General features: G+C 58.0%; 13 protein-coding genes. 8 read left to right on the top strand and 5 right to left on the bottom strand.

All coding sequences use genetic code 11. From position 1 onward, the window contains the following. Positions 1-246: 246 nt before the first annotated feature. Positions 247-1,341: an iron-sulfur cluster carrier protein ApbC gene (gene apbC / locus N2A98_RS06050; RefSeq protein WP_044272168.1), complete on the bottom strand. Its 1,095-nt coding sequence runs from the start codon at positions 1,339-1,341 to the stop codon at positions 247-249. A 172-nt stretch (positions 1,342-1,513) separates the two neighbouring features. On the opposite strand from apbC, the gene metG reads away from it, so the two are divergent. The 4 genes from metG (at position 1,514) to N2A98_RS06030 (ending at position 5,616) form a co-directional block, all read left to right on the top strand. After that, complete coding sequence (gene metG / locus N2A98_RS06045) at positions 1,514-3,565, top strand: methionine--tRNA ligase (protein ID WP_047712700.1); 2,052 nt, start codon at positions 1,514-1,516, stop codon at positions 3,563-3,565. An 87-nt stretch (positions 3,566-3,652) separates the two neighbouring features. Then, positions 3,653-4,621: an electron transport complex subunit RsxB gene (gene rsxB, locus N2A98_RS06040; RefSeq protein WP_275623148.1), complete on the top strand. Its 969-nt coding sequence runs from the start codon at positions 3,653-3,655 to the stop codon at positions 4,619-4,621. Between the two features lie 60 nt (positions 4,622-4,681). Further along, entirely contained in the window at positions 4,682-5,320 is a 639-nt protein-coding gene (nth, locus tag N2A98_RS06035; RefSeq protein WP_044272162.1) for an endonuclease III, read from the top strand. Between the two features lie 107 nt (positions 5,321-5,427). After that, positions 5,428-5,616, top strand: coding sequence for a hypothetical protein (locus N2A98_RS06030; RefSeq protein ID WP_044272159.1), 189 nt, complete (start codon positions 5,428-5,430; stop codon positions 5,614-5,616). An 83-nt stretch (positions 5,617-5,699) separates the two neighbouring features. Here N2A98_RS06030 and N2A98_RS06025 read toward each other — a convergent pair whose 3' ends face one another. The 3 genes from N2A98_RS06025 to N2A98_RS06015 form a co-directional block, all read right to left on the bottom strand. Further along, positions 5,700-6,332, bottom strand: a complete 633-nt coding sequence (locus N2A98_RS06025; RefSeq protein WP_003188986.1) for a response regulator transcription factor — start codon at positions 6,330-6,332, stop codon at positions 5,700-5,702. Positions 6,333-6,957: 625 nt separating this feature from the next. Next, positions 6,958-8,175, bottom strand: a complete 1,218-nt coding sequence (locus N2A98_RS06020; RefSeq protein WP_003188984.1) for an argininosuccinate synthase — start codon at positions 8,173-8,175, stop codon at positions 6,958-6,960. Between the two features lie 656 nt (positions 8,176-8,831). Then, on the bottom strand, positions 8,832-9,740 hold the full coding sequence (locus N2A98_RS06015) for an OmpA family protein (RefSeq protein ID WP_044272152.1): 909 nt from the start codon (positions 9,738-9,740) through the stop codon (positions 8,832-8,834). Positions 9,741-9,896: 156 nt separating this feature from the next. Between N2A98_RS06015 and pyrC the strand changes: the two genes are divergently transcribed. Next, positions 9,897-10,943, top strand: a complete 1,047-nt coding sequence (gene pyrC / locus N2A98_RS06010) for a dihydroorotase (RefSeq protein ID WP_032893318.1) — start codon at positions 9,897-9,899, stop codon at positions 10,941-10,943. Then, positions 10,940-11,611, top strand: a complete 672-nt coding sequence (gene rnt, locus N2A98_RS06005) for a ribonuclease T (protein ID WP_003188980.1) — start codon at positions 10,940-10,942, stop codon at positions 11,609-11,611. Before pyrC ends, rnt begins: the two co-directional genes overlap by 4 nt. A gap of 532 nt (positions 11,612-12,143) precedes the next feature. Here the strand turns inward: rnt and N2A98_RS06000 are convergent. Further along, on the bottom strand, positions 12,144-12,746 hold the full coding sequence (locus N2A98_RS06000; protein ID WP_003172097.1) for a peroxiredoxin: 603 nt from the start codon (positions 12,744-12,746) through the stop codon (positions 12,144-12,146). Between the two features lie 22 nt (positions 12,747-12,768). On the opposite strand from N2A98_RS06000, the gene N2A98_RS05995 reads away from it, so the two are divergent. Together N2A98_RS05995 and N2A98_RS05990 are read left to right on the top strand one after the other, a co-directional pair. Continuing rightward, positions 12,769-12,963 carry a hypothetical protein gene (locus N2A98_RS05995; protein ID WP_125969605.1) on the top strand — a complete coding sequence of 65 codons (195 nt, stop codon included), beginning with the start codon at positions 12,769-12,771 and terminating at the stop codon, positions 12,961-12,963. A gap of 27 nt (positions 12,964-12,990) precedes the next feature. Next, positions 12,991-13,209, top strand: coding sequence for a bacterioferritin-associated ferredoxin (locus N2A98_RS05990; protein ID WP_003188977.1), 219 nt, complete (start codon positions 12,991-12,993; stop codon positions 13,207-13,209). Positions 13,210-13,342: the final 133 nt, after the last annotated feature.

The following is a 13,342-nucleotide window of genomic DNA, read 5'->3' as shown; positions in this document are numbered from 1 at the left end:
CGCTCTCACTCGCGAAAATAATCGTTATATTTCAATAAGATAGATAATAGCTTCGTCATTTCAAGACGTACGCAACCGCCAAAAAAACCAAACACTTACGAAAAAGTAAGCGAATGCTTACACGCGCATTACGCAAAGTAGCAACAAGCCCTATTGGCGCCCCACCTGTAGGAGCGAGCTCGCTCGCGAAAAACCCGAGAGCACCACTGGTCGTCAGACTTTTCGCGTGTATCCGTTACAGCCTAATCAATCGTCGCTCACGGTAATGGTCGGCATCCCCGGCGCCGCCGCTTCCTGCAATACAATCCGTGCACCCACATGACGGGCCAACTCCTGATAGATCATCGCGATCTGCCCATCAGCCTCGGCCGCGACGGTAGGTTTGCCACCATCGGCCTGCTCACGAATCTCCATCGCCAATGGCAAAGATGCCAACAGTTCAACGCCATACTGAGTAGCGAGCTTCTCGCCCCCGCCCTCACCGAACAGATGCTCGGCATGCCCGCAGTTGGAACAGATATGCACCGCCATGTTTTCCACAACGCCCAGCACCGGGATGTTGACCTTGCGGAACATCTCCACACCTTTGCGGGCATCCAGCAGCGCCAAGTCCTGGGGCGTGGTGACAATCACCGCACCGGCCACCGGGACTTTCTGCGCCAGGGTCAGTTGGATATCACCGGTGCCTGGCGGCATGTCGATCACCAGGTAGTCAAGGTCGCCCCACGCCGTTTGTGTGACCAGTTGCAGCAACGCACCCGAGACCATCGGCCCGCGCCAGACCATCGGCGTGTTGTCATCGGTGAGAAACGCCATGGACATCACTTCCACACCCAGCGACTCGATGGGCACAAACCATTTCTGATCCTTGACCTTCGGCCGTGTGCCTTCGGCGATGCCGAACATCACGCCCTGGCTTGGGCCGTAGATATCGGCGTCGAGAATCCCCACCCGCGCGCCTTCACGGGCCAGGGCCAAAGCCAGGTTGGCCGCAGTGGTGGATTTGCCCACGCCGCCCTTTCCAGAGGCTACCGCCACCACGTTCTTGACGTTGGCCAGGCCCGGGATCTGCGCCTGGGCCTTGTGCGGGGCGATCACGCACTGGATCTCGACCTTGGCCGATCCCACGCCATCAATGCCTTCAATGGCCATTTGCAGCATCTGCGCCCAACCGCGCTTGAACAAACCTGCGGCATAACCCAGTTGCATCTGTACCGACACCTGGTCGCCCTGGACCTCGATGTTGCGCACACAACCGGCACTGACCGGGTCCTGGTTCAAATAGGGGTCGGTGTACTGGCGAAGAACGGCTTCCACCGCTGCGCGATTGACGGCGCTCATGGGCTACTCCCGAAAAAAGACTGACTGAAACAGGCGGCTATCCTAACCGTTCCGACGGTTGAACGGCACGCTTTCGAGGTTCCGGAAGATTCTGAAACAGCGTCACGGGGTGAAATAAATTTCCCGGCGCTTTATAGTGGCCGACCTCCGTTTCATCAAGTAGCCGAGCCCCATGTCCGAGCCACGCAAGATCCTCGTCACCAGCGCCCTGCCCTATGCCAATGGTTCCATCCATCTTGGCCATATGCTTGAGTACATCCAGACCGATATGTGGGTGCGCTTCCAGAAGCATCGCGGCAATCAATGCATTTATGTCTGCGCGGACGACGCCCACGGTTCGGCCATCATGCTGCGCGCCGAAAAGGAAGGCATCACCCCGGAACAACTGATCGCCAATGTGCAGGCTGAACACAGCGCCGACTTTGCCGAGTTCCTGGTGGAGTTCGACAACTTCCATTCGACCCACTCCGACGAAAACCGCGAGTTGTCGAGCCAGATCTACCTGCGGTTGAAAGAAGCCGGGCACATCGACCAACGTTCGGTGACCCAGTATTTCGACCCGGAAAAGAAAATGTTCCTGGCCGACCGCTTCATCAAGGGCACCTGCCCGAAATGCGGCACCGAAGACCAGTACGGCGACAACTGCGAAAAATGCGGCGCGACCTACGCACCCACCGACTTGAAGGACCCCAAGTCAGCGATCTCCGGCGCCACGCCGGTGCTCAAGGACTCGCAGCACTTCTTCTTCAAGCTGCCGGATTTCCAGCAAATGCTGCAAACCTGGACGCGCAGCGGCACCTTGCAGGACGCCGTGGCCAACAAACTCTCCGAGTGGCTCGACAGTGGCCTGCAGCAGTGGGACATCTCCCGCGACGCGCCGTACTTCGGCTTCGAAATTCCGGGCGAGCCGGGCAAGTACTTCTATGTGTGGCTGGACGCGCCGATAGGCTACATGGCCAGCTTCAAGAACCTGTGCGATCGCACCCCAGAGTTGGACTTCGACGCGTTCTGGGGCAAGGACTCCACCGCCGAGCTGTACCACTTCATCGGCAAGGACATCGTCAACTTCCACGCGCTGTTCTGGCCGGCAATGCTTGAAGGCTCGGGCTACCGCAAGCCGACAGGCATCGCCGTACACGGCTACCTGACGGTCAACGGCCAGAAAATGTCCAAGTCCCGTGGCACCTTTATCAAGGCGCGCACCTACCTGGACCACCTGTCGCCGGAATACCTGCGCTATTACTACGCGTCCAAGCTGGGCCGTGGTGTGGACGACCTGGACCTGAACCTGGAAGACTTCGTACAGAAGGTCAACTCGGACCTGGTGGGCAAAGTCGTCAACATCGCCAGCCGTTGTGCCGGGTTTATCCACAAGGGCAACGCCAGTGTACTGGTAGCCGAGAACGCCGCACCGGAGTTGACCGACGCCTTTCTGGCCGCCGCACCGAGCATCGCCGACGCTTATGAAGCCCGCGACTTTGCCCGTGCCATGCGCGAGATCATGGGCCTGGCCGACCGTGCCAACGCCTGGATCGCCGACAAGGCACCGTGGTCGCTGAACAAGCAGGAAGGCAAGGAGGCTGAAGTCCAGGCGATCTGCGCCACCGGCGTCAACCTGTTCCGTCAGTTGGTGATCTTCCTCAAGCCGGTGCTGCCGTTGCTGGCCGCCGATGCCGAGGCGTTCCTCAATGTGGCGCCGTTGAGCTGGAACGATCACACCACCTTGCTCGGTAATCATCAGTTGAACGCGTTCAAGCCCCTGATGACCCGTATTGACCCGGTGAAAGTCCAGGCCATGACCGACGCTTCGAAAGAAGACCTGGTGGCCAGCCAGACCGATACCGGCCAATCTGCGCCGGCGGGTAATGGAGAGCTGGCCAAGGACCCGATTTCCCCGGAAATCGATTTCGACGCCTTTGCCGCCGTGGATTTGCGCGTGGCACTGATCATCAAAGCCGAAGCCGTGGAAGGTGCCGACAAGCTGCTGCGCCTGACGCTGGATATCGGCGACGAACAGCGCAACGTGTTTTCCGGCATCAAGAGCGCTTACCCGGACCCGTCCAAGCTCGATGGCCGCCTGACCATGATGATCGCCAACCTCAAGCCACGGAAAATGAAGTTCGGCATTTCCGAAGGCATGGTGATGGCGGCCGGCCCTGGCGGCGAAGAAATCTACCTGCTGAGCCCGGACAGCGGCGCCAAGCCGGGTCAACGCATCAAGTAACCTCTGCAAAATGCCCCGCTGTCGCTACGGCGGGGCCTCTCAGCTTGCCCTTCTCCCTGGGCCGGGCGTCAAAGCTATGATCACAGCATGAACCTCATTCAGCGTATCGACGCGCTGCTGCCGCAGACTCAATGCGGCAAGTGCGGGCACCCGGGTTGCAAACCTTACGCAGAAGGCATCGCTAAAGGCGAAGCCATCAACAAGTGCCCGCCCGGTGGGCAGGAAACCATTGCCGGGCTTGCGCAACTGCTGCGCCTGCCAGTACTGGACCTGGACACCCGCCGTGGAGAAGCGCCCGCCCAGGTCGCCTATATCCGCGAGGCCGAATGCATTGGTTGCACCAAATGCATCCAGGCTTGCCCGGTGGACGCCATTGTGGGCGCCGCCAAGCTGATGCACACCGTGATTGTCGATGAGTGCACCGGTTGCGACCTGTGTGTTGCGCCCTGCCCTGTTGACTGCATCGAGATGCATCCGCTCGCTGAGGTTTTGCCCATCGTCGGTGACTTGGCCAGCAATGATGATGAACGGCGTGCACGCGACCTCAAACGCGACCGGGCGCGGCGGCGCTTCGAGCAACGTAACGCCCGCCTGCAACGTGAAGAGGCTTGCAAGCTCGCCGAACGCGTGGCACGAGCCAAGCGCACAGCGCCGATGGAGGTAGCCCCGGTCAATAACCCTCAGGCCGCTCAGGACGCCGCGATCAAGCAGGCCAAAACCAACGTCGCCATGAGTCGCGCTCAGTTGCACAAATCCTTGAAAGCGTTTGGGCATCCGCCGACCTTTGAGCAGCAGTCGCAATTGATTATGCTGCAGCGACAGTTCGAGGCATCCGAGCAGGCGCTTGCCGTGCTGGAGGCCAACAGCTCACCACAGCCACCAAAGACGGCCGCTAAAAGCGCCGAGTTCAAGCGCGCAAAGATCCAGTTGGCCATGCGCCGGGCTGCGTTGAAAAAGGCTCAGGATCAGCAAGCTGACGCGCATGAAATCGCAACCTTGAAAACCGCCTTGAACGCCGCCGAGCAAACGCTGCAGGATGCCGAGGCCAACGGCTGACCCACTGCACTGTGTATTGCTAACATCACGCCGACCGCCTGCAAGGAAACGCCTGCCCCTATGAACGCCGCAAAACGCTTGGAAATTTTCCGCAGGTTTCACGAAGACAATCCGGAACCGAAAACCGAACTGGCCTACTCCTCACCGTTTGAATTGCTGATTGCGGTGATCCTTTCGGCTCAATCCACGGACGTCGGCGTCAACAAGGCCACGGCCAAGCTGTATCCCATAGCCAATACACCCGCCGCGATTTATGCCCTGGGTGTGGAAGGCCTGTCCGAATACATCAAGACCATCGGCTTATATAACAGCAAGGCCAAGAACGTGATCGAGACGTGCCGCCTGTTGCTGGAGCTGCATGGGGGTGAGGTGCCGCAAACCCGCGAAGCCCTGGAAGCCTTGCCAGGCGTGGGCCGCAAAACGGCGAACGTGGTGCTCAATACGGCATTCCGGCAGTTGACTATGGCGGTGGACACGCACATTTTCCGCGTCAGCAACCGAACCGGCATTGCCCGGGGCAAGAATGTGGTTGAGGTGGAAAAACAATTGATGAAGTTCGTGCCCAAGCCCTACTTGCTCGACTCCCATCATTGGCTGATCCTGCACGGACGCTACGTTTGCCAGGCCCGCAAGCCGCGCTGTGGCAGTTGCCGTATCGAAGATTTGTGCGAATACAAGGACAAGACCTCCGACGATTGAGCGATCATTGGTTTTTGTGATCAGGCGATTGAAAAAATCTTTTTTACCCGTCCGCGGATTATCGCTATAAGGAGCCCCAACGGCAGTCTTAGCCTGGAGTTGACCTTATGAGCGCTGGCAGCAAAGAAGACCTGGAAGTGGAAGACGACCTCGTTGCGTCGGATGACGATGAGGTGGTAGAAACACCTGTGCCAGAGGTGGCCAAGACCAATTTGAGCAAACGCCGCACTATCGACAATCTTCTGGAAGAGCGACGCTTGCAAAAACAGCTGGCCGATTACGACTTCGATTTCTGATCGAGCCGTTGACGGCCGGAAGCCTCCCTGACGGAGGCTTTTTTCTGCCGGTTACACGGGTATTCAAGGGGTGCAATATCCTCCTAAACCAGGCCGTTGCGCTGGGCCAGTTCGATCAGGTCCACAAGGGATCGGGCATTGAGCTTGAGCAGCAAGCGCGTCTTGTAGGTACTGACGGTTTTGTTGCTCAGGAACATGCCATCGGCAATCTCCTTGTTGGTTTTGCCACGGGCCAGTTGCTGTAGCACCATCATCTCCCGCCCCGATAAACGTTCGACCATGTCGGCTTCACTGGCATTGCCCATGGTTGAGCGTACCGAATTGAGCGCCTGGTTCGGGAAATAGCTATAGCCGGAAAGCACCGCCTTGATGGCACTGAGCAACTCTGTCAGATCCTGCTGCTTGCACACATAGCCGGCGGCCCCCGCCTGCATGCAGCGCATGGAAAAATGGCCGGGGGCCTGGGACGTCAGCACCAGCACCTTGAACGAGACGGCTTGCTTGGTCGAAGCCAGCCGGCAAATAACTTCCAGGCCGTCGAGCTTGGGGATTCCGATATCCAGTATCACAATATCCGGCATATGTTCCCGTGCAAGTTGCAACGCATCGACACCGTTATCGGTCTCGGCAACGACCTCATAACCATGACGCTCCATTAGCATGCGCACAGCAAGACGAATGACGGGATGATCATCCACGATCAGCACTTTATTCATGAGAAAGTCCAATTTCGCTGTTCGAATTATTTAGAGCAAACACAATAGCCTAGTCGATTACTAGTTGGCATAGCATTCCCCCCCGAACGAGAGCAGGCAGAGACCCACCCCACAAGAAGATAGGAATTAACCTACAAAAAATCGCCAACTTAGATGCATAGAGCTTTATGGTTGCTTTCAGACCTTTCTCGACGCGTACATATTTTGAGTGAAATATCGTGCCCATCAGCCCCTGAAAGTAAACGTGCCGCACAAGACTTTCAGGAAATGCCCCTTGCTTGTCGCCATGACGCGCACAAACCAACCCGGAACAACCGTTCCCATTAGTTCCATTTAACATATTTCAGCACTTCCATAATTCCTACAGAAAATTCAACAATTCACATATCCGTTGCAACTACATGAGTGAATTTTCTGTCAGACATAGTTCCTCCCCAGATGTAAAAAATCATTCAAACTTAAAAACAAATGACAAAAACGGAAAATAATTGCGCAAGTTACGAAAAAATCCTTAAACACAGGCTAAACAATAATAAACAGCTGTGCTTTTAAAGCGCCCATAAAAACCCAGGCAAAAAAAATGGCCCCTTGCGCAAGGGGCCATTTTTCACAACAGGCGCACGACTCAGAACAACGAGCGGCCCTTGTTGGCAGCAATGCGCATGCGCAGTGCGTTCAACTTGATGAAGCCTGCCGCGTCCGCCTGATTGTAGGCCCCGCCGTCTTCTTCGAAGGTGGCGATGTTGGAGTCGAACAGCGACTCATCGGACTTGCGGCCGGTGACGATCACGTTGCCCTTGTACAGCTTCAGGCGTACGACACCGTTCACGTGAGCCTGGGAGGCGTCGATCATCTGTTGCAGCATCAGACGCTCCGGGCTCCACCAGTAACCGGTGTAGATCAGGCTGGCGTACTTGGGCATCAGCTCGTCTTTGAGGTGAGCGACTTCGCGGTCCAGGGTGATGGATTCGATGGCGCGGTGGGCGCGCAACATGATGGTGCCGCCTGGGGTTTCGTAGCAACCACGGGACTTCATGCCCACGTAACGGTTCTCGACGATGTCGAGACGGCCGATACCATGCTGGCCGCCGATACGGTTCAAGGTCGCCAGTACGGTGGCCGGGGTCATTTCAACGCCGTCCAGCGCGACGATATCGCCGTTGCGGTAAGTCAGTTCCAGGTACTGCGCCTTGTCTGGAGCGTTCTCCGGGGAGACGGTCCATTTCCACATGTCTTCTTCGTGCTCGGTCCAGGTGTCTTCCAGCACGCCGCCTTCATAGGAAATGTGCAGCAGGTTGGCGTCCATCGAGTACGGCGACTTCTTCTTGCCATGACGCTCGATCGGGATGGCGTGCTTTTCAGCGTAATCCATCAGCTTTTCGCGGGACAGCAGGTCCCACTCACGCCACGGCGCAATGACTTTCACGCCTGGCTTGAGTGCGTAGGCACCCAGTTCGAAACGGACCTGGTCGTTGCCCTTGCCGGTGGCGCCATGGGAAATGGCGTCGGCGCCGGTTTCGTTGGCGATCTCGATCAGGCGCTTGGCGATCAATGGACGTGCGATGGAGGTACCCAGCAGGTACTCACCTTCGTAGACAGTGTTGGCGCGAAACATCGGGAAGACGAAATCGCGAACGAACTCTTCGCGCAGGTCGTCAATGTAGATCTCTTTCACGCCCATGGCTTGCGCCTTGGCACGTGCAGGTTCGACCTCTTCACCCTGACCCAGGTCAGCGGTGAAGGTCACCACTTCACAGTTATAAGTATCCTGCAGCCACTTGAGGATCACCGAAGTGTCCAGGCCGCCGGAATACGCGAGAACGACCTTGTTTACGTCGGCCATGCCATCACTCCACGGGGTTGTACGGAAAGGCGACGATTCTACCGATCAAAACCGCGAAATTACAGGGGCGCGACAGCAAATGAAGATAAAGCGACAGATTATGTCGAGTGGGCGACCGATGGTCGCCTCTTATAAGCATAGGTATCTACACAACCTTGTAGCGCTCAACGGTAACCACGATGCGAAGCGAGCCGCTGTTGATCTGCTTGTGATCTTGCTCTGGCTTTTGATCTTAGGCGCCCCGTTAAACCACGCTGGCCGAACGCAGGCTTGAATTCGTGGGTAACCCGGCAGGACGCCGGGTTAGCCGCCCCGCGCCATGGATGGCGCGTGGCGGCGGCCCACGGATTCAAGACTGTGTTCGGGCACACCGAGCCTAGGCGAGGTGCCGAGTGGTGGGGCAAGAGCGCTTTGCTTACTTTCGCGCTTTTCGAAAGTGAGCCGCCGTCAGGGCGGAACCCTAAGTGGCCGTAGCCTAAATAACGGATATGTACCCGGTCCAACTGTGTTGACTGTTAGGCCGCCTTCGCAGGCAAGCCACACATTTGGATCGCAGTGCCTCAGGAAGATAGGCACCGGCTGTCAGGCCTTCACGGGAGCAAGCTTCCTCGCCACAGTTTCGGCGTCATACCGAAGTTGCGTAGTTACCCATGCTCTTACGAGGTAGCCGCCGGGTTGCTCGGCGCAGTGGCCTGGGGCGCCGGTTTCTCAGGCGCGGCCACGCGCTCAAGCTGAATATTCACACGGCGGTTACGCGCACGGTTGGCGGCATTGGTGTTGGGCGCCAAGGGGTAGCTTTCGCCATGGAAGCGCATCGTGATCTGCGATTCCTGGATGCCGTTGGCCTTGAAGTAGTCCATCACCGCCAGGGCGCGACGGCGCGACACGTCGCGGTTGGTCAGACGGTTGCCACTGTTGTCCGAATGGCCATTCAACTCGACATGATTGACCGTGGGATCGGCTTTCATGAAGGCCAGGATCACGGACAACTTCTTCTTGGCCGCCGCGTCCAGCTCAATGCCGCCACCGGGGAAGCCGACTTCGGTCTGTTTGACCTGGTCGTAATTCATGGGCAGCAGCTTGGTGGTGCACAGCTGATAATCGTTATAGGCCTTGTTGAACTTCACCGGCAGCAGGCGAATTTCCGAGTAACCGCCTTCACGCCCGTAATGCCGCACCGTCGGGCTGCGCCCTTCGAGCAAGCCGGTGAACAGGCGACCGGCCTGGGCCTGGGAGCTATTGAACAGCACGTCGCCGCTGCCGACACGCACGGCCCCAAGGTTGATATCACCTCGGCCCGGTTGCCACGGCGCGGCAGCGGCCAACAGGGTTGCCGAGCCGGCGCCGAGGCTGCTGCCATAGGTTTTCAGACGAAACGTGGCCTGCTCGCCCGCCCGGCGTACGAATTCACCGGAACCGAAATCGGTGATCGGCTGGGTCAAGCGGCACTCGAACTGATCGCCCTCTACCTTCCACTCAATATTCTCCAGACGTGTCTGGAACGTGAGGGCCGCCGCAGGCAGGCTGGCGAACACACTGAGCAGGGCTAGATAATACTGGCGCACGGGAGGCTCCATGGGTTTCTACAACACTTCACAGCGTCATACATCGTTAAGGCATACCCGGAGATATCGGTAGCATCCGGCAAAACTTGATAGCGAGTGCCTGCAAGAGTCTTTTCCGGTAGCATTCCCACCAGATTGACCCGCCTGGAATCCCCAATGTCCGACCGCCTGACCCTGCTGCGTCCCGACGACTGGCATATTCATCTTCGCGATGGTGCTGCGTTACCCCAAACCGTGGCCGACGTGGCCCGCACGTTTGGCCGTGCCATCATCATGCCTAACCTGGTACCTCCGGTGCGCAATGCCGCAGAGGCCGACGCCTATCGCCAGCGCATCCTCGCTGCACGACCGGCCGGCAGCCGCTTCGAACCGTTGATGGTGCTCTACCTCACCGACCGCACCCAGCCTGAAGAAATCCGCGAAGCCAAGGCCAGCGGTTATGTGCACGCCGCCAAGCTGTACCCGGCAGGCGCAACCACCAACTCCGATTCCGGTGTAACCAGTATCGACAAGATCCTGCCGGCGATCGAAGCCATGGCGGAAGTCGGCATGCCGTTGCTGATCCACGGGGAAGTCACCCGTGGCGATGTGGACGTGTTCGATCGCGAAAAAATCTTCATCGATGAACACATGCGTCGTGTGGTCGAGCTGTTCCCCACGCTAAAAGTGGTGTTTGAACACATCACCACCGCCGATGCCGTGCAGTTTGTCAGCGAGGCGTCGGCCAACGTTGGCGCGACCATCACCGCCCATCACCTGCTCTACAATCGCAACCACATGCTGGTGGGCGGGATTCGGCCGCACTTCTATTGCCTGCCGATCCTCAAGCGCAACACCCATCAGGTAGCCCTGCTGGATGCCGCCACCAGCGGCAGCCCGAAGTTCTTCCTCGGCACCGACTCGGCGCCCCACGCCCAGCACGCCAAGGAAGCCGCATGCGGCTGCGCCGGCTGCTACACCGCGTTTGCCGCCATCGAGTTGTACGCCGAAGCGTTTGAACAGCGTAACGCGCTGGACAAGCTCGAAGGTTTCGCCAGCCTCAACGGCCCGCGTTTCTACGGCCTGCCGGCGAATACCGACCGCATTACCCTGGTTCGTGAAGACTGGACCGCCCCTGCCAGCCTGCCGTTTGGCGAGCTGACCGTTATCCCGCTGCGCGCCGGTGAAACACTGCGCTGGCGCCTGCTGGAGGAAAGCAAGTGAGTGAAGATCATTACGACGACGAACAAGAGCACGGCGGTGGCGGCTCGCGCCATCCGATGGCCGAGCGTTTTCGCGGCTATCTGCCGGTCGTCATCGACGTAGAAACCGGTGGTTTCAACTGCGCCACCGATGCCTTGCTGGAAATTGCCGCAACCACCATCGGCATGGACGAACAAGGCTTTGTGTACCCGGAGCACACGCATTTCTTTCGCGTAGAACCCTTCGAAGGCGCCAATATCGAAGCCGCTGCCCTGGAATTCACCGGGATCAAGCTCGACCACCCCCTGCGCATGGCGGTGAGTGAAGAAGCGGCGCTGACCGATATCTTCCGTGGCGTGCGCAAGGCGTTGAAGGCCAATGGCTGCAAACGCGCAATCCTGGTCGGCCACAACAGCAGTTTCGACCTGGGTTTCCTGAACGCCGCCGTGGCGCGGCTGGACATGAAGCGCAACCCATTTCACCCGTTCTCCAGCTTTGACACCGCCACCCTTGCCGGCCTGGCCTACGGTCAGACCGTTCTGGCCAAAGCCTGCCAGGCAGCCGGTATCGACTTTGACGGGCGTGAAGCCCACTCGGCCCGCTACGACACCGAGAAGACTGCCGAGCTGTTTTGCGGCATCGTCAATCGCTGGAAACAGATGGGTGGCTGGGAAGACTTCAACGACTGAGCCCCGATGAGCATAGGTACCTACACAATTTTGTAGGTTGTCGCAGCCGACAGTAACCACGATGCGAAGCGAGCCGCTCTTGATCTGCTTTTGATCTTAGGCGCCCCGTTAAACCACGCTGGCCGAACGCAGGCTTGAATTCGTGGGTAACCCGGCAGGACGCCGGGTTAGCCGCCCCGCGCCAGGGATGGCGCGTGGCGGCGGCCCACGGATTCAAGCCTGCGTTCGGGCACACCGAGCCCAAGCGAGGTGCCGAGTGGTGGGGCAAGAGCGTTTTGCTTACTTTTGCGCTCTTTTCAAAAGTGAGCCGCCGTCAGGGCGGAACCCTAAGCGGCCGTTACCGCAGCAATGGATATGCACCCAATCCAACTGTGTTGACTGCCAGGCCGCCATCGCAGGCAGGCAGCCCCCACAGTTGGATTGTGGGGTGTCAGGTAGACCAGCGTAGGCTGTCAGGCCGCCACGGGAGCAAGTCCCCACCCATAAAAAAACCGGCCTTCTCAGGCCGGTTTTTTTATACCGTGACGTTGGCTTACAGCTTGCCAGCGTTCTCGGTCAGGTAAGCCGCAACGCCTTCTGGCGAAGCGTTCATGCCTTTGTCGCCTTTTTTCCAGTTGGCAGGGCAGACTTCGCCGTGCTCTTCGTGGAATTGCAGCGCGTCGACCAGGCGGATCAGTTCTTCCATGTTACGGCCCAGCGGCAGGTCGTTGATGATCTGCGAGCGCACAACGCCCTTGTCGTCGATCAGGAACGCGCCACGGAACGCCACGCCGCCTTCGGACTCAACGTCGTAGGCCTTGGCGATGTCGTGCTTCATGTCGGCAGCCATGGTGTATTTGACTTTGCCGATGCCGCCATCATTGATGGCGGTGTTGCGCCAGGCGTTGTGGGTGAAATGGGAGTCGATGGAAACCGCGACCACTTCAACGTTGCGCGCCTTGAAATCGTCCATGCGGTGGTCCAGGGCGATCAGCTCCGAAGGGCAGACGAAGGTGAAGTCCAGCGGGTAGAAGAACACCAGGCCGTATTTGCCTTTGATGGCTTCAGACAGTTTGAAGCTGTCAACGATTTCGCCATTGCCGAGGACGGCTGGTACGTCGAAATCCGGGGCTTGTTTACCGACGAGTACGCTCATTGGATATCTCCTGATGTAGGGGGTGACGATTGAAGTAAAAGGACAGGTCGAGTCTGCCGGTGAAAATCGACAGAAACATGACGCAATCACGCTTCGTAAAGACCGACCATCATACACCGAAAAAACCGTTCGTCAGCGCATGGGCGATGCGCGCTGGATTGTCGATGAAACTATTTTGACAATCATTCTCGTTAACATTAAGATCCATCGCACTTAAGCCATAAACCCGCGACGGTTCTCACTTATGTATGTCTGCCTCTGCACTGGCGTCACCGACGGACAAATCCGCGAAGCAATCTACGAAGGTTGCTGCAGCTACAAGGAAGTACGTGAAACCACCGGCGTAGCCAGCCAGTGTGGCAAATGTGCTTGCCTGGCCAAGCAAGTGGTACGGGAAACCCTGACGCAGCTGCAGACAGCCCAGGCCGCGCTCCCCTACCCAGCAGAATTTAAACACGCCTGAATAGGCCTGTTTTGAAGAACCGGACCTAGTGTCCGGTTTTTTTATGCCATTAATTCAATTAGTTAGCGCTTAGACGCGGAACACAAACATTCTTATTCCGATTAATTTTCATTTATTATTCAATAACTTAGGT

Origin of the sequence: Pseudomonas sp. FJ2-5-13 (assembly GCF_029201605.1) — a bacterium.
Lineage (GTDB): Bacteria > Pseudomonadota > Gammaproteobacteria > Pseudomonadales > Pseudomonadaceae > Aquipseudomonas > Aquipseudomonas lactis.
The sequence above is the reverse complement of the archived record's forward strand: the minus strand, read 5'-3'. Positions and strand labels throughout refer to the sequence as shown.